This is a genomic window from Catellatospora methionotrophica, assembly GCF_011297335.1.
In the GTDB taxonomy this organism is placed as follows: Bacteria; Actinomycetota; Actinomycetes; order Mycobacteriales; family Micromonosporaceae; genus Catellatospora; species Catellatospora methionotrophica.
On the sequence record NZ_JAAOTJ010000011.1, the window covers coordinates 124,414 to 143,624 of the forward strand.

The 19,211-nt window shown below is 73.9% G+C and carries 18 protein-coding genes, 2 pseudogenes and 1 riboswitch; of the genes and pseudogenes, 8 read left to right on the top strand and 12 right to left on the bottom strand.

The annotated features are described in order from the left end of the window. Positions 1-14 precede the first annotated feature (14 nt). The 6 genes from HAV40_RS23615 to HAV40_RS23640 all read left to right on the top strand — a co-directional run bounded on the left by HAV40_RS23615 (position 15) and on the right by HAV40_RS23640 (position 6,976). Positions 15-1,301 carry an acyl-CoA dehydrogenase family protein gene (locus HAV40_RS23615; protein WP_166384812.1) on the top strand — a complete coding sequence of 429 codons (1,287 nt, stop codon included), beginning with the start codon at positions 15-17 and terminating at the stop codon, positions 1,299-1,301. Beyond that, complete coding sequence (locus HAV40_RS23620; protein WP_166384814.1) at positions 1,298-2,773, top strand: aldehyde dehydrogenase family protein; 1,476 nt, start codon at positions 1,298-1,300, stop codon at positions 2,771-2,773. The genes HAV40_RS23615 and HAV40_RS23620 overlap by 4 nt, the downstream gene beginning before the upstream one ends. Beyond that, positions 2,770-3,678, top strand: coding sequence for an isocitrate lyase/PEP mutase family protein (locus HAV40_RS23625; RefSeq protein ID WP_166384816.1), 909 nt, complete (start codon positions 2,770-2,772; stop codon positions 3,676-3,678). Before HAV40_RS23620 ends, HAV40_RS23625 begins: the two co-directional genes overlap by 4 nt. Positions 3,679-3,829: 151 nt before the next feature. After that, entirely contained in the window at positions 3,830-4,975 is a 1,146-nt protein-coding gene (locus HAV40_RS23630; protein ID WP_166384818.1) for an FAD-dependent oxidoreductase, read from the top strand. Next, entirely contained in the window at positions 4,972-6,420 is a 1,449-nt protein-coding gene (locus HAV40_RS23635; protein WP_166384820.1) for an aldehyde dehydrogenase family protein, read from the top strand. The genes HAV40_RS23630 and HAV40_RS23635 overlap by 4 nt, the downstream gene beginning before the upstream one ends. A gap of 31 nt (positions 6,421-6,451) precedes the next feature. Continuing rightward, positions 6,452-6,976, top strand: a complete 525-nt coding sequence (locus tag HAV40_RS23640; RefSeq protein ID WP_203671023.1) for an RBBP9/YdeN family alpha/beta hydrolase — start codon at positions 6,452-6,454, stop codon at positions 6,974-6,976. A gap of 15 nt (positions 6,977-6,991) precedes the next feature. Here HAV40_RS23640 and HAV40_RS23645 read toward each other — a convergent pair whose 3' ends face one another. Beyond that, positions 6,992-7,633 carry a TetR/AcrR family transcriptional regulator gene (locus HAV40_RS23645; protein ID WP_203671024.1) on the bottom strand — a complete coding sequence of 214 codons (642 nt, stop codon included), beginning with the start codon at positions 7,631-7,633 and terminating at the stop codon, positions 6,992-6,994. A 97-nt stretch (positions 7,634-7,730) separates the two neighbouring features. Here HAV40_RS23645 and HAV40_RS23650 point away from each other — a divergent pair, with 97 nt between their 5' ends. Then, the gene (locus tag HAV40_RS23650; protein WP_166384824.1) at positions 7,731-8,336 is read left to right on the top strand and encodes a TIGR03086 family metal-binding protein; all 606 of its coding nucleotides are present in this window, start codon (positions 7,731-7,733) and stop codon (positions 8,334-8,336) included. A gap of 146 nt (positions 8,337-8,482) precedes the next feature. On the opposite strand, the gene thiC is transcribed toward HAV40_RS23650, so the two are convergent. From thiC to HAV40_RS23690, 8 genes are all read right to left on the bottom strand, one after another. Continuing rightward, a complete protein-coding gene (gene thiC / locus HAV40_RS23655; protein WP_166384826.1) occupies positions 8,483-10,015 on the bottom strand; it encodes a phosphomethylpyrimidine synthase ThiC in 1,533 nt (510 codons plus the stop codon). 14 nt (positions 10,016-10,029) lie between these two features. Continuing rightward, positions 10,030-10,815 carry a bifunctional hydroxymethylpyrimidine kinase/phosphomethylpyrimidine kinase gene (gene thiD / locus HAV40_RS23660; protein WP_166384828.1) on the bottom strand — a complete coding sequence of 262 codons (786 nt, stop codon included), beginning with the start codon at positions 10,813-10,815 and terminating at the stop codon, positions 10,030-10,032. A 61-nt stretch (positions 10,816-10,876) separates the two neighbouring features. After that, the gene (locus HAV40_RS23665) at positions 10,877-11,497 is read right to left on the bottom strand and encodes a thiamine phosphate synthase (RefSeq protein WP_239085952.1); all 621 of its coding nucleotides are present in this window, start codon (positions 11,495-11,497) and stop codon (positions 10,877-10,879) included. A gap of 200 nt (positions 11,498-11,697) precedes the next feature. Continuing rightward, positions 11,698-12,468, bottom strand: coding sequence for a thiazole synthase (locus tag HAV40_RS23670; protein ID WP_166384832.1), 771 nt, complete (start codon positions 12,466-12,468; stop codon positions 11,698-11,700). A 5-nt stretch (positions 12,469-12,473) separates the two neighbouring features. Next, positions 12,474-12,677, bottom strand: coding sequence for a sulfur carrier protein ThiS (gene thiS / locus HAV40_RS23675; RefSeq protein ID WP_166384834.1), 204 nt, complete (start codon positions 12,675-12,677; stop codon positions 12,474-12,476). Between the two features lie 3 nt (positions 12,678-12,680). Continuing rightward, positions 12,681-13,721, bottom strand: coding sequence for a glycine oxidase ThiO (gene thiO, locus HAV40_RS23680; protein ID WP_166384836.1), 1,041 nt, complete (start codon positions 13,719-13,721; stop codon positions 12,681-12,683). Beyond that, positions 13,715-13,827, bottom strand: a riboswitch (TPP riboswitch). (Overlaps the previous gene by 7 nt.) A 340-nt stretch (positions 13,828-14,167) precedes the next feature. Then, complete coding sequence (gene thiE / locus HAV40_RS23685) at positions 14,168-14,809, bottom strand: thiamine phosphate synthase (protein WP_166384838.1); 642 nt, start codon at positions 14,807-14,809, stop codon at positions 14,168-14,170. A 250-nt stretch (positions 14,810-15,059) separates the two neighbouring features. Then, on the bottom strand, positions 15,060-15,653 hold the full coding sequence (locus HAV40_RS23690; RefSeq protein WP_166384840.1) for an MBL fold metallo-hydrolase: 594 nt from the start codon (positions 15,651-15,653) through the stop codon (positions 15,060-15,062). Between the two features lie 82 nt (positions 15,654-15,735). Here HAV40_RS23690 and HAV40_RS23695 point away from each other — a divergent pair, with 82 nt between their 5' ends. Next, entirely contained in the window at positions 15,736-16,671 is a 936-nt protein-coding gene (locus HAV40_RS23695) for a GlxA family transcriptional regulator (RefSeq protein ID WP_166384842.1), read from the top strand. 16 nt (positions 16,672-16,687) lie between these two features. Here the strand turns inward: HAV40_RS23695 and HAV40_RS39235 are convergent. The 3 genes and pseudogenes from HAV40_RS39235 to HAV40_RS23705 all read right to left on the bottom strand — a co-directional run. Further along, positions 16,688-17,275, bottom strand: a pseudogene (locus HAV40_RS39235) (ATP-binding cassette domain-containing protein); the annotation flags it as partial. Next, positions 17,248-18,427: pseudogene (locus HAV40_RS23700) on the bottom strand (ATP-binding cassette domain-containing protein); the annotation flags it as partial. The pseudogenes HAV40_RS39235 and HAV40_RS23700, both read right to left, overlap by 28 nt. Before the next feature lie 17 nt (positions 18,428-18,444). Beyond that, complete coding sequence (locus HAV40_RS23705; protein WP_166384970.1) at positions 18,445-19,125, bottom strand: class I SAM-dependent methyltransferase; 681 nt, start codon at positions 19,123-19,125, stop codon at positions 18,445-18,447. Positions 19,126-19,211: the final 86 nt, after the last annotated feature.

Sequence of the window (19,211 nt, forward strand, 5' to 3'; positions counted from 1 at the left end):
AGGGAGTGCACGAAATGGCAGACCGGCTCATCGGCCAGCGCCTCGTCGACGACATGACCGACGCCGAACGCGACCGCGCGGCCCGCGTGGAATCGGTGCTGCCCGCGCTGCGCGCCGCGGCCGAGCAGGCCGACGCGTCCGGGCAGTTCCCGGCCGGCCACGTCGCGCTGCTGCGCGAGGCGGGGCTGCTCGGCCTGGTCGTGCCCGAGGAGTACGGCGGCCTCGGCGGCGGCCTGCGCGACCTGGCCGCGGCGACGTACGCCATGGGCAGTGCCTGCCCGTCGACCGCGCTGGCCTTCTTCTTCCACAACACCAGCGCCTCGCGCGGCCTGCTGCCCCTGGAGGCGATCGAGGCCGGGCTGTTCGACGACGCCGACGTGCCCGTGGTGCGGGCCTTCGCCGAGCAGGTGCTGCGCCGCATGGCCGGCGGCATGTGGCTGGCCAACTTCGCCAGCGAGTCGGTCAAGAGCGCCAGCGCCAACATCGCCATCTCCACCACCGCCCGCCCCGCGACCCGCGACGGCGTCGACGGCTGGCTGGTCACCGGCGAGAAGTCGTTCGGCTGCGCCACCGGCGTCGCCGACACCTACCTGGTCACCGCCCGCCTCGACGGCACCGACACCGCCGCCGGGCTGGCCCTGTTCCTGGTCCCGCGCGAGGCCGAGGGTGTCGCCTCCCGCCCGGCCTGGGACGGCCTGGGCATGCGCGGCTCGGCCAACCACGGCATCACCCTGCACGAGGTGTGGGTGCCCGCGACCGAGGCGCTGACCGTGCCGGGCGCCTTCGTGAAGATGCTCCAGTGCAGCCGGGGCAGCTTCGTCGGCAACCAGCTCGCCATCACCGCCGTGTACGTCGGCTGCGCCCAGGGCGTGTACGACGAGACGCTGCAGCGGCTGACCAGCAAGACGTTCGCCGACACCGGACGGCCGATTGCCGAGTCCCCCATGCACCAGGTGATCATCGGGGACATGACCGAGAACCTGGAGACGGCGTACCTGTGGCTGCGCCGCCAGCTGCTGCTGGAGACGTCCGAGCCGCCCATCGCGCCGAAGAACGAGGTCTACCGGCAGTGGCGCCTGGCCAAGGGCTCCATCTGCGAGAACGCGTTCGCGGTCGCGGTCGGCGCGTTCAAGGCCTGCGGCACGTCCGGTGCGACCCTGCACGGGACCATGGGCCGCGCCCTGCGCGACCTGTCGATGGGCCTGGTCATGACGTTCCCGCCGGAGCGCGGGCGGCTGGAGGCGGCCGGGATGATCACCGCCGACCGGTCCAACGACCTGTTCGCGAGCGTGCCCAAGTGAGCGCCCGGCCCGAGGCCGTCGCCGACCTGGTCGACGGCGACTGGGCGGCCTGCGCGGCCCCGCTCGGCTTCACCCTGCAGGACCCGTCCACCGGCGAACCCGTCGGCGCGGCCGTGGGCAGCGACCCCGCACGCGTCGACGCGGCCATCGCCGCCGCGACCGCCGTACACGACTCCGGGGCCTGGTCCGGCCTGCCCGCGACCGAGCGCGCCGACGTGCTCGACGCGGTCGCGGCCCGGGTCGAGGCGGCCGGGGCCGGGATCGCCGCGATCGAGTCGTTCGCCACCGGCGTGCCGATCGCGCAGACGATGCCGCTGTCGGTCATCCTCGGCGGGGCGTTCCGGCTCGCCGCGATGCAGCTGCGCGACGGCTGGCTGAGCAGCGCGATGCCCCGCGAGGACGGCCGCCTCGCGCACGTCGACCGGCTGCCCTGGGGACCGGCCGCCTGCCTGGTGCCGTGGAACGCGCCCGCGCCGATGGCCGCGCACAAGGCCGCCAACGCGCTCGCGGCCGGCTGCCCCACGATCGTCAAACCCAGCGAGTACGCCCCGTACGGCACGCAGCTGCTGGCGCGGGCCGTGCACGCGGCGCTGGCCGAGGCAGGGCTGCCCGGCGGGCTGTTCCAGCTCCTGCACGGCGACGCGGGCGCCGGGGCGCGGCTGGTCGGCGACCCGCGCGTGCGGGCCGTGTCGTTCACCGGCGGGCTGTCCGGCGGCCGGGCCGTAGCGGCGGCCTGCGCGTACGACATCAAGCCCGTGCAGCTCGAACTCGGCGGCAACAACCCGCTGCTCGTACTGCCCGACGCCGACACCGCGGCGGCCGCCCGTGCCGCCGCCGACCTGCTGACCACGCTCAACGGGCAGTGGTGCCGGGCGCTGGGCCGCCTGATCGTGCCCGCCGACCGGGCCGCCGAGATCCTCGACGCGACCCTGGCCCGCCTGGCGACGCTGCGGGTCGGGCCGCCGCTGGACCCCGACACCGACTTCGGGCCGCTGGTCCACTCGGGACACCGCGACCTGGTCGCCGCCGCCCGCGACACGCTCGTCGGCCACGGCGGCACCGCACACACCTCGCTCGCCGTCCCGGAGCAGGGCAACTACCTCAGCCCGACGCTGGTCACCGGGGTCGGCCCGGAGCACACCACGCACGAGGTCTTCGGGCCGGTCGCCGCCGTGCACACGTACACCACCGTCGACGAGGCCGTGGCGCTGGCCAACGGCACCCCGTACGGGCTGGAGGCGTACGTGTCCGGCACCGACACCGACGCCGCGCTGGCCGTCGCGCGGCGGCTGCGGGCGGGCGAGGTGAAGGTCAACGGGTCCAGCGTGATGAGCCTGCACCTGTTCACCCCGCGACCGGCCTGGGGGCTGTCCGGCTACTCCGAGGAGGGCACGGCCGAGACGCTGCGCTTCTTCACCAACCCGCGCGTCGTCGGCGTCGAGGGCGGCTACGCGCTGCACGGCCGCCCGTGACCGCCCCGGCGCTGCGGGCCCTGCTCGCCGCATGCTTCGTCACCCACCTGCCCGGCGTGTACGACCCGCCCACGGCGGCGCTGGCCGTACGTGCCGGGCACCGGGCGGCGCACCTGTCGGGGGCCGCCTGCGCCGCCCTCGACCTGGGACTGCCCGACCTGGGTTACGTGCACGGCACGCACATCGCCGACCGCGCCGCCCGGATCACGCCCGCGCTGGGCGGGGTGCCGCTGCTCGCCGACGCGGACACCGGCTACGGCGACGCGCTGCAGGCCGTGTGGACGGCTCGGCGGTACGCGGCGGCGGGCGTGTCCGGGCTGCACCTGGAGGACCAGGTGATGCCGAAGCGCTGCGGCCACCTCGCGGGTAAGGAGCTGGTCGACGCGGACACCGCCGCGCGCAAGATCCGGGCGGTGGTGGCGGACGGGACGGGGATCGTGGTCGTCGCGCGGACCGACGCGTACACGGTGACCGGTCTTGACGACGCGATCGCGCGTGGCCGCGCCTACGCGGCGGCCGGGGCGGACGCGGTCTTCCTGGAGGGCGTGTCCGGGCTGGACGAGCTGGCCCGCGCCCACGCGGCGCTGCCGGGCGTCGCGCTGGTGCTGAACCGGTCCGAGGCGGGCGGGCCCACCGCCGCCGCGAGCGACACCGCGCTGGCCGCCGTCGGGGTGCGGCTGGTCCTGCACCCGGTCGCGCCGCTGCTGGCCGCGTTGCACGCCGCCGATCGCGCCTACCACGAGATCGCCGCGACGGGCCGCACCAGCGTGGACCGGCTCCCCTGGTCCGCCTTCACCGACCTCGTCGGCCAGGCCGAAGCGCTGGCGCTGGACGGGGCGCTGGGTCCGGACGGAGCGCTGGGTCCGGATGGCGCGCTCACTCCGGACGCGCGGGGCGGGCGGTGACCGCTTCAATCGACGCTGGCCTATTACATCGATTTTCGGGCACGAATTTTCGATGTCATAGGCCAACGTCTATCAGAAGCGGGGGCGGCGTCCCCCCGCGTTGTTCGCCGGGCGCAGAGCGCCGCACGATCGCAAACCGGGAGGAGAGGGCATGAGCAGGATCGTCGTGGCCGGGGCGGGGCCGGTCGGGTTGACCGCCGCGCTGGCGCTGGCGCGGCAGGGGGTCGCGGTGACCGTGCTGGAGGCCGGTGACGAGCTGGCCGCCGAGTCGCGGGCGTCGACGTTCCACCCGCCGACCCTGGAGATGCTGGCCGAACTCGGCGTCGTCGACGCGCTGCTGGCGCGCGGCCTGATCGCGCCGACGTTCGCCTACCGCGACCGGGCCGGCCACGTCGCCACGCTCGACCTGAGCGTGCTCGCCCAGGACACCCCGTACCCGTACCGCGTGCAGTGCGAGCAGTCCAAACTCACCCCGATCCTGCGCGCCGAGGTCGAGGCCGCCGGGGGCGTGATCCGGTTCGGCTGGCCGGTCGCCGGGGTCGACCAGGTCGCGGACGGGGTCGTGGTCCGGGCCGCCGACGGCCGCACCGAGCGCGGCGGGTGGCTGATCGCCGCCGACGGGGCGCACTCGGCGGTACGCCGTTCGCTGGGCGTCGCGTTCGCGGGCATCACCTACCCGGAGCGTTTCCTGGTCGCGTCCACCGACGAGGACCTGCCGGGCCTGCTCGACCACCTCGCCGAGGTCAACTACGTGTTCGACCCGGTCGACTGGTCGGTGCTGCTGCGTACGCCGGATCACTGGCGGGTGCTGCTGCCGACGCCGGACGGCACCCCGGACCGCGACGAGCTGGACCGGCTCGACGGGCGGCTGCGGCAGGTCGCCGACCCGGGACGGCCGTGGCAGGTCGCTCACGCCAGCATCTACCGCGTACACCAGCGGGTGGCCGAGCGGTTCCAGGTCGGGCGGGTGCTGCTGGCCGGGGACGCGGCGCACGTCAACAACCCGCTGGGCGGGCTCGGCATGAACTCGGGCATCCACGACGCGATGGCGTACACCCGCGCGCTGGTCACCGGCGACGGCGCGGTCCGGCTGGCGACCACGCAGCGGCGGCGCATCGCGCTGGAGTACGTGCAGACCGTCTCGCACCAGAACTACCAGCGGCTCACCGCGACCGACCCGGTGGCCCGCGCGGCGTACCTCGACGAGATCCGCGCCATCGCCGCCGACCCGGTCCGCGCCCGCGCCCACCTGCTGCGCGCCTGCATGATCGCCTCCCTGCGCCCGGTCCCGGCATGACGGGGCGGATCACCCGCCACAACCCGGCCCGGGTGTACGAGCTGGTCGGCACCGTGCCGTCAGCGGCCCCGGCCCGCGTCGACGCGGTCGTCCGGGCCGCCGACGCGGCACAGCGGACCTGGGCGCGTGCCGACATCGCGGAGCGGGTCGCCGCGCTGCGCGCCGCCGCCGACGCGGTCGAGCCGGAGCTGCCGCAGCTCGCCGAGCTGCTGGCCCGCGAGTCGGGCAAGGTGCTGGCCGACTGCCGTGGCGAGCTCGGCTTCGCGCTGACGTTCCTGCGCTGGGTAGCCGACCAGGCCCCCCGCGTGCTCGCCGACACGGCGCTCGACGACGCGGCGGGACGGCTGCTGCTGCGCCGCCGCCCGTACGGCGTGGTCGCGGCGATCACCCCGTGGAACGCGCCGATCATCCTGTCCTTCCTGAAGATCGCCCCGGCGCTCGCGGCGGGCAACGCGGTGGTGGTCAAGCCGTCGCCGCTCGCCCCGCTGGCGATCGACCGTACGGTGCGGCTGCTGTCGTCGGCGCTGCCCGACGCGCTGCTGCAGGTCGTGCACGGCGACGCCGAGGCCGGGGCCGCGCTGGTCGGGCATCCGCTGGTCGGCAAGGTCGCGTTCACCGGCGGCGCGGCGACGGCCCGGGTCGTCGCGGCGGCGGCCGCCACCCAGACCACGCCGACCGTGCTGGAGCTGGGCGGCAACGATCCGGTGCTGCTGCTCGACGACGCCGACCTGTCACCCGAGCCGATGCGCCGGCTGGTCATGGCCTCGTACGCGACCAGCGGCCAGGTGTGCATGGCGGCCAAACGGCTGTACGTGCCCGAGACCCGGCACGACGAGTTCGTCGCCGCGTACCTCCAGGCCGCCGACGAGGTGCTGTGCCTGGGCGACCCGCTCGCCGACGGCGTGAGCATGGGTCCGGTCGTGACAGCCGAGGCGGCTGCCCGGATCACGGGCCTGGTCGCCGACGCCGTGGCGCGGGGCGGCCGGGCGCTGCCGGTGGGCCGGGCCGATCCGGGCACCGACCTGCGGGCTGGGCACTTCGTCGCGCCGACGCTGGTCACCGGCGTGCCCGAGGACGCCCCGCTGGTCGCCGAGGAGCAGTTCGGGCCGACCGTGCCGGTGCTGGCCTATCGCGACGCCGACGACCTGGTGGCCCGTGCGAACGCCGGTGAGCTGGGGCTCGGCGCGTCGGTGTGGTCGGCCGACGAGGAGCGGGCGTTCACGGTCGCGCGACGGCTGGACGCCGGGTTCGTGTTCGTCAACACGCACAACCGCACCGGCATGTCACTGCGCGCACCGTTCGGCGGGGTGAAGCGGTCCGGGTACGGCCGCGAGTACGGCGACGAGGGCATCGCGGAGTACGCGCAGACCTGCGTGGTTCATGCGCCTGCCGCGTTCCGGGCGGGCGGGGCGGGCGCGGCGGCGAACGCGTACCCGTCGTCGTGATCGGCTGATCGGCCCCGTCTACCCTGCTGACGTGACGAGTGTGCTGATCCTGCCCGGCTTCGAGGACTCCGGTCCGGCGCACTGGCAGACCCGGTGGGAGCAGGAGTTCGGCCACCAGCGGGTCCAGCAGGCCGACTGGTTCCGCCCGCTGGTCGGCGACTGGGTCGACACGCTGGCCGCCGCCGTGGCGGCCGCGCCCGCGCCGGTGGTCCTGGTCGCGCACAGCCTGGGCTGCGTGACCGTCGCGCACTGGGTCGCCCGCGGCGGCGACACCACGCGGGTACGCGGCGCGCTGCTGGTCGCGCCCGCCGATGTGGACACCGCCGAGGTGCCCGAGCTGGTGAACTTCCGCCCGGTGCCGCTCGTGCCACTGCCCTTCCCGAGCATCCTGGTCGCCGGTGACGACGACCCCTGGGCGACCCTGTCCCGCAGCGAGACCTTCGCCCAGGCGTGGAGCTCCCGCCTGGTAGTCGTCCCCGGCGGCGGCCACCTCAACGCCGACTCCGGCCTCGCCTCCTGGCCGCTGGGCCGGTCCCTGCTCGCCGAACTCCGCTGACCCGCCTCAACCAGGTCAGGGAGTTCGCCAGCGCCAGTTGAGTTCGGGAGCGGCCGGGGCGGGGCCGGGCAGCGCCGCGCGTACGGGGTCGGCGGCCAGGCCGTCGAGGAGCAGCGCCAGGTGGCGGGCGCGCAGCTCGCGGGTCCGTACGGGGTCGGGCACGCGTACCGCCGCACAGCTCTCCAGCAGCAGCGTGATGTCGCCGAGCACGGCGTCGGGTCGCAGGCTGCCGTTGTCGTGGGTGCGCTGCACGAGTCGCGCCACCAGTTCCCCGGAGCGGCGGGCCGTCGCGCCCATCTCCGGTGTGGGGGTGAACGTCCCGGCCAGGTGCACGGTGAGCGAGTGCACGTCGGCGTCGACGATCTCCCGCAGGAAGCCGGTCAGGCCGCGCCACGGGTCCGGTTCGGTCAGGGCGGCCTCGGCCTGGGCCGTGAACAGCAGCAGCCCGTCGTGGCACAGGCGGCGCAGCAGTTCCTCCTTGCCCGTGTAGCGCCGGTAGAGCGCGCTGATGCCGACGCCCGCGCGTTCGGCCACCGCGGCGATGGGCGCCTTCGGATCGGCCAGGAACACCTCGCGGGCGGCGTCGAGGATGACCGTGTCATTGCGTGCCGCCTGCTGCTTGCGTCCCGACAGTGGGGCCGCGTTCGTCTCCGTCACCCGCTCAGGTTAACAGTGGAACGGATCGTTCCGCTCTGCTAGGCTGAAACGGAACAGGGCATTCCGTTCCGGGATTGCCCAGACGAAGGGCGGAGCCATGACCACGATCACCGGCACGAACGCGATCACCCTGCTGAACGCGGCGCACACCGCGCTGCGGACGGCCGTGGCGCAGATTCCCGCCGACGGCTGGGACCTGCCGACGCCCTGCGAGCACTGGAACGTCACCCAGGTCCTGCAGCACGCCACCGGCGACCAGATCGCGTACGCCGCGGCCATCGGCGTCGGCCCGTGGCCGAGCGAGGACCCGTTCCAGCCGTCCGGCAGCATCGACGGCGACGCCGCCGCCCTGCTGGAGCAGGCCCTGACCGCGTCGGCCACCGCCTTCGCGACCGTTGACGCCGACGCCGAGCAGGTGCCCGTCCCGCTGCCACAGGGCCCGCTCCCGCTGTGGATCGCCGCAGGCGCGGCCGCCCTCGACGCGGCAGTGCACGCCTGGGACATCGCCGTCGCCACCGGCCGCCCCTCACCCCTCACCGCCCAGGACGCCGAGCAGCTGCTCGCCGTGGCGAAGCAGATCGTCGAACCCCTCCGCGCGTACGGCGCATACGCCCCCGAACTGCCCGCCCCCGCCGACGCCGCCCCCACCACGACCCTCCTGGCCTACCTGGGCCGCCCCGCCGCCTGGACCCCTCGCACCTAACCCCACCGCCCCGAATCCCGCCACCACCACCCCACCCGCCCGACCCACCCCACCCCACGCCCTCCCACCCCCTTCCGCAACTCTTAAAGACTCGCGGCCTCACAGACGACGTGAGGCCGCGAGTCTTTAAGAGTTGCCGCGGGGGGTCAGGCGAGGGGGAGGTAGACCTTGCCGCCGGACTCGACGAACTCGGCGGACTTGTCGGCCATGCCCTTGGCGGCGTATTCCTTCAGTTCCTGGCTGATGCGCATCGAGCAGAACTTCGGGCCGCACATGGAGCAGAAGTGCGCCGTCTTCGCGGCCGGGGCGGGCAGCGTCGCGTCGTGATAGGAGCGGGCGGTCTCCGGGTCGAGAGACAGGTTGAACTGGTCCTCCCAGCGGAACTCGAAGCGCGCCTTGGACAGCGCGTCGTCCCAGGCCTGCGCGCCGGGATGCCCCTTGGCCAGGTCCGCGGCGTGCGCCGCGATCTTGTACGCGATCACGCCCGCCTTCACGTCGTCGCGGTCGGGCAGCCCCAGGTGCTCCTTGGGCGTGACGTAGCAGAGCATCGCGGTGCCGTACATGGCGATCATCGCGGCGCCGATGGCGCTGGTGATGTGGTCGTAGGCCGGGGCGATGTCGGTGGTCAGCGGGCCCAGCGTGTAGAAGGGCGCCTCGTGGCACACCTCCTGCTGCAGGTCCACGTTCTCCCTGATCTTGTGCATGGGCACGTGCCCCGGACCCTCGATCATCACCTGCACGTCGTGGCGCCACGCGATCTCGGTCAGCTCGCCGAGCGTGCGCAGCTCGCCGAACTGCGCCTCGTCGTTCGCGTCGGCGATCGAGCCCGGACGCAGCCCGTCGCCGAGCGAGAAGGTGATGTCGTACCGGGCGAAGATCTCGCAGAGCTCCTCGAAGTTCGTGTAGAGGAAGTTCTCCTGGTGCTTGGCCAGGCACCAGGCCGCCATGATGGAGCCGCCGCGCGACACGATGCCGGTGACCCGGTCCGCCGCCAGCGGCACGTAGCGCAGCAGCACCCCCGCGTGCACGGTCATGTAGTCCACGCCCTGCTCGGCCTGCTCGATGATGGTCTCCCGGTAGACCTCCCAGGTCAGCTTGAGCGGGTCACCCTTGACCTTCTCCAGCGCCTGGTAGATCGGCACGGTGCCGATCGGCACAGCCGAGTTGCGCACGATCGCCTCGCGGGTCTCGTGGATGCGCGGACCGGTCGACAGGTCCATCACCGTGTCCGCGCCCCAGCGGGTCGCCCAGGTCAGCTTCTCCACCTCCTCCGCGACGTCGGAGGTGACCGCGGACGTGCCGATGTTGGCGTTGACCTTCACCAGGAACGCCTTGCCGATGACCATCGGCTCGACCTCGGGGTGGTTGACGTTGGCGGGCAGCACGGCCCGGCCGGCCGCGATCTCGTCCCGCACCAGCTCGGGCGCGACGCCCTCGCGCACGGCCACGTACTCCATCTCCGGCGTGATGATCCCGGCGCGGGCGCAGCCGAGCTGGGTCACCGGCGCGCCGTGGAGCCTCCGGTCGGCGGCCCAGTCCACTCGCGGCAGGCGGTCGAAGACCCCGGGGCCGGACGTGTCGTAGAGCCGGACCGGGGTGCTGCCGTCGGTCAGGTCGACCTCGGCGAACGGCACCTGGATGTCGGGGCGGGACCCCGGTACGTAGACCTTGCGCCTCATGCTGCCTCCTCGTGTTACAGGCGGGGAAAGTGGTTCAGCGGACCGGCTCCGCTGCCCAGCCGCCAGTCCGCCGCCGCCAGCAGCGCCGACCGGACATAGCGGTTCGCGTAGGCGATCGAGTCGTCGATCGGGTAGCCGTGCGCCAGCCGGGCCGCGATCGCCGCCGAGAAGGTGCAGCCCGTGCCGTGGTTGTTCGGGGTCTCCAGGCGCGGCGAGCGCAGGAAACGCGCCCCGCTCGCGGTCCACACCGCGTCCACGACCTCGGGGCCGCCCAGGTCACCGCCGGTGACCACCACGCACTGCGGGCCGTGCGAGGCCATCTGCGCCGCCGCGCCGGCCATGTCCGCGGGGGTGCTCACCTGCCAGCCGAGCAGCGCGGACGCCTCTTCGATGTTCGGCGTCACCACGGTCGCGTACGGCAGCAGCCGCTCGATCGCGCTGACCACGCCGAGCCGCCGCCCGGTCGACGCGGTCAGCACGGGATCCAGCACCATCTTCGGCAGTTCGCCGTTGCGCGCGCGGGCCCGGATGGTCGCCGCGATCTCCCCGCTGGCCACCATGCCGATCTTGACGGCCGCCACCGGCATGTCCTCCAGGATCGCGCCGAGCTGCGCGGCAACCACGGTCGCCGGCATCGGGTGCACATCCGTGATCACTTTGGTGTTCTGCGAGGTCACCGCTGTGATGACGCTCGCGCCGTAGCAGTCCAGCGCGGCGAAGGTCTTCAGGTCCGCCTGGATGCCCGCGCCGCCGCTGCTGTCGGATCCGGCGATGGTGAGCGCGAGGCGCGGGGTGCTCATGGCGTCCCCCCGGACTGCGGATGGGCGGCAGGCCTGCGCGGGACTCGCTCGATGTGTTCGCTCATGCCAGCACTCTCCCGCCGTCGCGGGATGATCCGTCGCACACGCCGTCCCATGCGGCGCACATTCGCGCGTACGCCGCAGCCGGGTCGGCGGCACGCATCAGCGCACCCATCACGGCGACCCCGGCCACCCCGGCTTCGCGGCACGCCGCCACCTGCTCGGATGTCTCGATCCCGCCCAGCGCCAGCACCGGGCGGCCCGTGCGGGCGGCCAGGCGGCGCAGGCCCGCGATCTCCAGCGGCGGCCCGTAACCCGGCTTGCTGCGGCTCGGATGCACCGGTGACAGGGTCACATAGTCCTCGGTGGACAGTCGGCCGACGGCCGCCTCGTCGTGGCACGACCGGCCCAGCAGCCGGGGCCGCCCCAGCGGTGCGACCGCCCCAGCGCGCAGGTGCAGCGCCTCCCCGTCGAGGGTGTCCTGACCGGCCACGATGAGCAGCCCGGCGACCGGGCGCAGCAGCGCGCGCAGCGCGACCGCCAGGCGCAGCCGCTGTGCCCGCGGCAGATCCTTCTCCCGCAGCAGGACCACCCGCGCACCACCGGTGACCACCCCGGCGACGACGTCGACCAGCGGCAGCGCCGCCTGACGCCGATCGGTCACGACCACGACCCCACCCAACGCGCCGACCCGGCCCGTCCGCCCGACGTCGCCGGGCTCGAACTCTCCGGACGGCGTCGCGCCGACCCGGCCGGTCGGCGCGTCACCCACACCGAGCTCCCCCGACGGCGTCGTGCCGACCCGGCCGGTGGGCGTGACACCGCCCGGTGCTGGCTCCCCCGTCACCCCACCCGGCCGGGCGGCGTCACGAGACTGTGCGGTCACCATGTCGGCAGGCCGTCGGCGGGCGTCGAGGCGAGCGCGTGGCGGCGCACCGGGATACGTCCGGCCTGCGACGCCAGACGTCCCGCGATGACCGCGTGGCGCATGGCGGTCGCCATCGCCACCGGGTCGGCGGCGCGGGTCACGGCGCTGGCCAGCAGCACCGCGTCGCAGCCCAGCTCCATCGCGCGGGCGGCGTCGCTGGCGGTGCCGATCCCCGCGTCGAGGATGACCGGGCAGCGCACCGCCTCGCGGATCAGCGCGATGTGGTGCGGATTCGAGATGCCCAGCCCCGACCCGATCGGTGCGCCGGCGGGCATCACCGCGGCGCAGCCCAGGTCGGCCAGCCGCCGGGCCAGGACCGGATCGTCGGTGGTGTACGGCAGCACCGTGAACCCGTCGTCCACCAGCCGCTCGGCCGCCCGCAGCAGCTCGACGGCGTCGGGCAGCAGCGTGCGGTCGTCCCCGATCACCTCCAGCTTGATCCAGTCGGTGTCGAACGCGTCGCGGGCCAGGTGCGCCGTACGCACCGCGTCAGCCGCCGTGTAGCAGCCCGCCGTGTTGGGCAGCAGCCGTACGCCGCAGCGCTCCAGCACGTCGAGCAGCCCGGCGGGCAGCCCCGGGTCGATCCGGCGCAGCGCCAGCGTGATCAGCTCCGTGCCGCCCGCCAGCAGTGCCTGCTCCAGCACGTGCAGGCTGCTCGCGCCACCGGTGCCGAGGATGAGCCGCGAGCCGAACTCCACGCCGCCGAGCACGAAACGGTCGTCCATGCCGGTCAGCCGCCCTGCACCGCGGTCAGGACCTCGACCCGGTCCCCGTCGAGCAGCCGGTGCGCGGGCCAGTCGGTGCGGCGTACCACCTCGCCGTTGACCGCGACGGCGACGCCGCGGGGCGGCACGTCGAGGGTGGCCAGCAGATCGGCGACGGTCTCGCCGCGCCTGGTGGGGCGGGGCCGGTCGTTCACGACCACGGTGATCATCAGCTACCTCCGGCCGGTCAGGCGCTGCGGGGAGAAGGGTTCCCACAGCAGGGGCAGCGTCGCGCCGTCGACGAGGTCGGCGACGGCTGACGCGGTGTACGGGGCGGCCAGCACACCGTGCCGGTAGTGCCCCGTGGCGACCAGCACACCCGGTGCCAGCTCGCCCACGATCGGTCCGTTGTCGGCGGTGCCGGGACGCTGACCCACCGACACCTCGACCAGCGCGTGCTCGGCCAGCTCCGGCACCAGATCGGTGGCCGCGCGGAGCAGGTCGCGTACGCCGCCCGCGGTGGCGTGGCCGTCGGCCCGTTCCTCGACCGTCGCCCCGACCAGCACTTCGCCGTCGCGGCGGGGCACCAGGTAGACGGCCCTGCCGTCGGCGTACCCCCGGATGACGTGGCGCGGCGCGGCCTGGCCGCGCAGCCGCAGGACCGCGCCCTGCACGGGCCGCACCGGCAGCCCACCCAGCGCGGCGCTGGCGCATCCCGCCGCGAGCACGACGACGTCGGCCTCCAGATCGGACAGCCGCCGCACCGCCTCGCGGCGCACCGGGACCAGTTCGCGCAGCGCCGCCACCACCCGGCGCGGATCCACCTGGTGGTCGGACTCGACGAGCACGCCCCGCGCCCGCGGGTTCAGCAGCGGCTCACGTTCCCGCAATCCGTCGGCGTCGAGCGCGACCACGTCCGCGCCCAGTTCCCGCTGGTGGGTCCACAACCGGCGCAGCTCGGCGAGGTCGTCGGCGGTCAGCCCGACCTGCAACGTGCCCTCGGTCCGGTGCCCCAGCTCGTGCCCGCTCGCCGCCGCCAGCTCCGCCGCGTATCCCGGCCAGCGCCGCGCGCACTCCAGCAGCAGCGCGGTCAGCTCCCGCTCACCGAAGTACGACTCCCCGACCGGGGCCAGCATGCCCGCCGCGACGTGCGACGCACCACGGCCCGGATCGGGGTCGTACACGGTGACGGCGTGCCCGCGCCGGGCGCACTCCCAGGCGATGCTGAGCCCGATGACGCCGCCGCCTACGACGGATACGGAAAGGGGTGCCACCGCGGCCTCCTCCCTGCGCCGGCATTACCCGGATCAGGTTCTACGGTCGGGAGCGAGAATCAGCTCCCCTCTCAGCCCGGTTCACCGGGCTCCCGTGGGGTTCTTGTTTCCAATGTGGTTCACGTGTCACGCGTGTGTTGCCGTGCGTGACGACTGCCGGGAGCGTAACCCCGCAGGCACCCCGAGGCAACCCGTCGCCCGCCCACCGCGACCCTCGCCACACCTCGCACCGCCGCCCGGCAGGGCCCGATGCGACGCACGGAGCAGGCACTCCCCGCAGGTCGGGAACTCCAGCGGCGAGCAGTGCGGCGACCGCCCCGAAAGCCACGCGCTGAGCGGTCAGGCAGCGACCGGTGGGGAGGCCACGGCCTGGCGTCCTCGCTCGGCATGCCCGCCTGGAAGATCGAGAAGCATGGTCTGGCGCACCCAGCGCTCGGGGTGAGCAGTCAGGCGGCGACCGGCCCGGAGGCCACGGCGGCGAGCAGTTCGGCGACCGCGTGGGCCGGGTCGGCGGCGTCGGAGACCGCGCCGATGACCGCGACGCCGTGCGCGCCAGCGAGCAGCAGCTCGGGCACCCGTGCCGCGGTCATGCCGCCGATCGCGATGATCGGGGTGCCCGCGCACTGTCGCGCCACCGCGCGCAGGCCTTCGGGCCCGATGGACACCGGCAGACCGTCCTTCGTGGACGTCGCGTAGCAGGGGCCGACTCCCAGGTAGTCCGCCCCGTCGCCGACCGCGCGCAGGGCGGTCGCGGGCAGCCGCGAGGTCGCGCCGAGCACCGCGGCGGGGCCGAGCAGCCGCCGGGCCGCCGACACCGGCAGGTCGTCCGCGCCCACGTGCCCGCCCTTCGCGCCCGCGGCGACCGCGACGTGCAGCCGGTCGTTGACCAGCACCGGAACCCCGAGCGGGCGGCACAGCGCGACGATCTGGCTGGCCAGCTGGTACGCGACTCGGTCGGTCCAGTCGTCCGCGGGCCGGAACTGGATGACCAGGTCCGCCGTCGCCACGCTCAACGCGGCCCGCACCAGCGCGACCGGATCCCGTCCGGGCCTGCCATCGGTGATCAGATGCAATCTCCCCAGCGCCATACCCCCACTCTATAGATCGCCATCGCTAAATACCCGTCACCCCTCGCCTCATCGAAGGAAGGGCACCTTCCCAACGCTGTGCGATGTGGAAGGTGCCCTTCCCAACGCCTGCCCGCCGGGCGAGCCGTGAAGATCGCCGTCTGTGGTCGAAAACTCTGGTGGGACCACAGGTTTTGACCGCAAACGGCGATCTTCATCGGCCTCCGGCCGACCCGTCGGCGGCGGGATGGGGCGGCGGGTCAGCGGCGGGTCAGCGGGGGGTGGTCGGGGTGGGGGTGAAGGGGGCGCCGTGGCCGGGGACGATGAGGTCGGCTACGGCTAGGACGCGGTCGCGGCTGGCGCGCAGTTGGGCGCGGTCGGGGGCGACCGGGTCGTCGGCGGGGCCGTCGGCTCGCCACCACAGGTCGCCGGCGAGTGCCACGACACCTTCCGGGGTGCCGGCCAGCAGCGTGATGTCCTCGTGGCTGTGGCCTGGCGTGCTGATCAGCCGGATCGAGCCGGAGAAGGCGTAGCCCTCGGCGTCCCGGTCGGTCCACCCGTGGCCCTCGTAGATCGCCTTGTGGTCGTGCATCCGCGCCCCGGCGAACAGCCCGGCGTTCATGACGTTGTCCGGGTGGTGGTGGCTGAGCACGACGTCGGTGACGTCGCCGGGTTCCAGCCCGTGCGCGGCGAGCGCGTCGAGGATGACGGACGGGTGCGCGACCATGCCGGGGTCGAACACGATACGCAGGTCGCCGTCGCGGATCAGGGACACGGTCGCGGCCACGCCGGGGCCGGTCGAGCTGGTGTATCCGGTGGCCAGAACGTGGAAGGCGGCGTCGCGGCCCAGGGGTGCGTCAGTCATGCGTACATCGTCGCGAGCAAAAAGGATCATGACGAGTGGCACGGATGCCACCGATCGCTGGAAACGTGCCATCATCGCGGGCATGGTGTTCCGGTCCGTGGCGGCGTACGCGCCCCAGGGTGTGCTGGCGTTCTCGCTCGGGCTGGTCGGCGAGGTCTTCACCGGGCGCTTCGACTTCGCCGTGTGCACCGACCGGCCCGGCCCGCTGCGCACCGACCTCGGGCTCGACATCCGCGTCGACGCCGGGCTCGACCGGCTGGCCACGGCCGATCTGGTGCTGGCGCTGCCGGGCGGGCGCTTCCGGGAGCCCCCGCCGCCGTCCGCGGTCGCCGCGCTCCGGGCCGCGCACGCGCGCGGCGCGATCGTCGCCGGGCACTGCGTCGGGGCGTACGCGCTGGCCGGGGCGGGACTGCTCGACGGGCGGCGGGCGACGACGCACTGGCGGTTCGCCGCCGACTTCGCGGCCCGCTTCCCGGCCGTACGGCTGGCCTCCGACGTGCTCTACGTGGACGAGGGCTCCGTCGTCACGGGCGCGGGCGCGGCCGCCGGAGCCGACATGTGCCTGCACCTGATCCGCCGGGAGCACGGCGCGGCCGCCGCGAACGAGATCGCCCGCGAGATGGTGATCCCGCCGCACCGCGAGGGCGGCCAGGCCCAGTACGTGGCCGCCCCGGTCCCCGACGGCGCGGACGACGGGCGGCTCGGCGCGGTGCTGGCGTGGGCCCGGGACAACCTGCACCGGCGGCTGACCGTCGACGGGCTGGCCGCCCGCGCGCTGGCCAGCCGCCGCACCTTCCTGCGCCGGTTCGCCGACGCGACCGGCTCCACCCCGCACGCCTGGCTGCTGGCGCAGCGGCTCAACAGGGCCGAGGAACTGCTGGAGACCACCGACCTGCCGGTCGAGGAGGTGGCCCGCCGCGTCGGCTTCAGCGCCGCGAGCATCCTGCGCGAACACTTCAGCCGCCGCCGGGGCGTACCCCCGCGCACCTACCGCCGCGCCTTCCAGCGCGTGCGCTGACCCCTCGGCCGAGAGGTCAGCGCACGTCCCAGACGGGCTCGGGGGTCTCCACGACCTCCCCGTCGGCCTGGAACAGCAGGAACCGGTCGAAGCCCCGGGTGAACCAGCGGTCGTGGGTCACCGCGACCACGGTGCCCTCGAAGCCGAGCAGACCCTGTTCCAGCGCCTCGGCGCTGGCCATGTCGAGGTTGTCGGTCGGCTCGTCGAGCAGCAGCAGGGTGACACCGCTCAACTCCAGCAGCAGCACCAGGAACCGGGCCTGCTGGCCGCCGGACAGCGTGCCGAACCGCTGCTCGGCCTGCTTGGCGAGCTCGTAACGGTCGAGCACCTTGTACGCGGCTTCGCGGGCCAGCGACGGCCGGTGCGTGTCACCGCGCCACAGGATGTCGAGCAGCTCCTTGCCGGCCAGGTCGGGCCGGTCGTGGGTCTGCGAGAAGTGGCCCGGCACGACACGCGCGCCGAGCCGGGCGACACCGGTGTGCCTCACCTTCGCGTGAGTCGCGCCGTCGGCCGAGCGACCGGAGTCCTCGCCGCCGTGCGCCTGCTGCGCGAGCAGCCGCAGGCTGTGCTCTCCGCTCTGCGCCAGGAGGCGCAGAAAGTGCGACTTGCCGGTGCCGTTCGCGCCGAGCACCGCTAGCCGGTCGCCGTACCAGAGTTCCAGGTCGAACGGGAAGGTGAGGTTCTCCAGCTCCAGCTGCTCGCAGATGACCGAGCGCTTGCCGGTGCGGGAGCCCTTGAGCCGCATCTGGATCTGCTGGTCCTTGGGCGGCAGCGGCGGCGGGCCGGCCTCCTCGAACTTGCGCAGCCGGGTCTGGGCCGCCTGATAGCGCGAGGCCAGGCCGTCGTTGTACGCCGCCTTCTGCTTGTACATCAGCATCAGCGCGCGCAGCTTCTCGTGTTCCTCGTCCCAGCGGCGGCGGCGCTCCTCCATGCTGTCGTGCCGGGCGACCCGCGCCTCGTGCCACGCCGCGAACGAGCCGACGTGCGTCCAGGCGCTGCCGCCCTCGACCGCGACCACCCGGTCGGCGGTCTGGTTGAGCAGTTCCCGGTCGTGCGAGACGTACAGCACGGACTTCTTCGACTCGCGCAGCCGCTGCTCCAGCCAGCGTTTGGCGGGCACGTCGAGGAAGTTGTCCGGCTCGTCGAGCAGCAGCACCTCGTCGGTGCCCCGCAGCAGCAGATCCAGGGCGAAGCGCTTCTGCTGCCCGCCGGACAGCGTGCGCACCGGCCGGTCCCGGCACTCGTCCCAGGACAAACCCATGATCGAGGTGGCGACGGTGTCGAACAGCACCTCGGCCTCGTACCCACCGGCCTCACCGAACGCCGCCAGCGCCTCCGCGTAGCGCAGCTGCGCCTGCTGGGCGCTGCTGGTCAGCTTGCCCCGCGAGTCCGCCACCCGCATCGCCTGCTCCGCCTTGACCAGGCGCGCACCGGCGGCCTGCAGGCGCGGCTCGACCAGGCTGAGCGCCATCTCGGCCAGCGTCATCTCCGGACCGCCGGGCACCCCGGTCGCGGCCGAGGAGCCGAGCATGCCGATGAACTGGCGCATCACCCCGAGGCCGCCGAAGCGCGCGATGCCGCCGACGGTCACCGGCAGGTCGCCGGAGACCATCCGCAGCAGCGTCGTCTTGCCCGCCCCGTTCGGGCCGACGAGTGCCACCTTGGCCCCCTCGCCGACGCGGAACGACACGTCGGAGAAGAGTTCGCGCCCATCCGGCAGCGTGTACGCCACGCCGGAAACATCCACGTATCCCACGCGGGAATACTGCCTGATCACACCGCCTGGGGGCGAGTCACTTTCAGCACCCGGAAGCCCGAGCCGCTGGCGTGCCGGTCGGCCTGCCAGCCCTGGGCGGCCAGCCACTGCTGCAGCGAGTCCGCGCCCTTGTGCTTGGCGACGACCAGCCACGCCGTGCCGTCCGGGGCGAGCCGCGGCAGCCAGCGCAGCAGCAGCTGGTGAAGTTCCTCCTTGCCCACCCGGATCGGCGGGTTGGACCAGATCTGGTCGAACGCCACGCCGTCGGGCACCCCGTCGGGCTCGGCGACGTGGACCCGCTCGGCCACCTTCAACCGCCGGGCGTTCTCCTCGGTCAGCTCGCGGGCCCGCGCGTTGACGTCGACGGCCCAGACCTGCGCCGCCGGGGCGCGAGTGGCCAGAACCACGGCGATCGGGCCGTAGCCGCACCCGAGGTCCAGAAAGTTTCCGCCGACCTCCGCGGTGGGCAGCGGGCCCTTCTTCAGCAGCACCGTCGTGCCGGGGTCGAGCCGCGTGGCGGAGAACACTCCGCCTGCTGCCACCAGGTCGTACTCCTGACCCTCGATGTTGAAAAAGATGTCGCGCGGGCGCGCCGACGCGCCCGGATCCGCAGTGAAGTAATGCTCGCCCACCCGCACATTCTCCCCCGAACGGACGGACTCGTCGGCCGCAGGGTTATTGGCGACTGTGTCGTCCATTACGCTGTGCGACATGGCTCACGGCTACGGCGCCGGTTCGGGGGACTGGCCGCCATCTTCCCGTCGTGACCCGCGCGACCGAGACA

What these genes read in the sequence shown, in the direction of transcription:
- HAV40_RS23615 (WP_166384812.1), top strand. Translation starts at nt 15, where the DNA reads ATGGCAGACCGGCTCATCGGCCAGCGCCTCGTCGACGACATGACCGAC.
- HAV40_RS23630 (WP_166384818.1), top strand. Translation starts at nt 3,830, where the DNA reads ATGAGCAGGATCGTCGTGGCCGGGGCGGGGCCGGTCGGGTTGACCGCC.
- HAV40_RS23635 (WP_166384820.1), top strand. Translation starts at nt 4,972, where the DNA reads ATGACGGGGCGGATCACCCGCCACAACCCGGCCCGGGTGTACGAGCTG.
- HAV40_RS23650 (WP_166384824.1), top strand. Translation starts at nt 7,731, where the DNA reads ATGACCACGATCACCGGCACGAACGCGATCACCCTGCTGAACGCGGCG.
- thiC (WP_166384826.1), bottom strand. Translation starts at nt 10,015, where the DNA reads ATGAGGCGCAAGGTCTACGTACCGGGGTCCCGCCCCGACATCCAGGTG.
- thiD (WP_166384828.1), bottom strand. Translation starts at nt 10,815, where the DNA reads ATGAGCACCCCGCGCCTCGCGCTCACCATCGCCGGATCCGACAGCAGC.
- HAV40_RS23670 (WP_166384832.1), bottom strand. Translation starts at nt 12,468, where the DNA reads ATGGACGACCGTTTCGTGCTCGGCGGCGTGGAGTTCGGCTCGCGGCTC.
- thiS (WP_166384834.1), bottom strand. Translation starts at nt 12,677, where the DNA reads ATGATCACCGTGGTCGTGAACGACCGGCCCCGCCCCACCAGGCGCGGC.
- thiE (WP_166384838.1), bottom strand. Translation starts at nt 14,809, where the DNA reads ATGGCGCTGGGGAGATTGCATCTGATCACCGATGGCAGGCCCGGACGG.
- HAV40_RS23690 (WP_166384840.1), bottom strand. Translation starts at nt 15,653, where the DNA reads ATGACTGACGCACCCCTGGGCCGCGACGCCGCCTTCCACGTTCTGGCC.
- HAV40_RS23695 (WP_166384842.1), top strand. Translation starts at nt 15,736, where the DNA reads ATGGTGTTCCGGTCCGTGGCGGCGTACGCGCCCCAGGGTGTGCTGGCG.
- HAV40_RS23705 (WP_166384970.1), bottom strand. Translation starts at nt 19,125, where the DNA reads ATGGACGACACAGTCGCCAATAACCCTGCGGCCGACGAGTCCGTCCGT.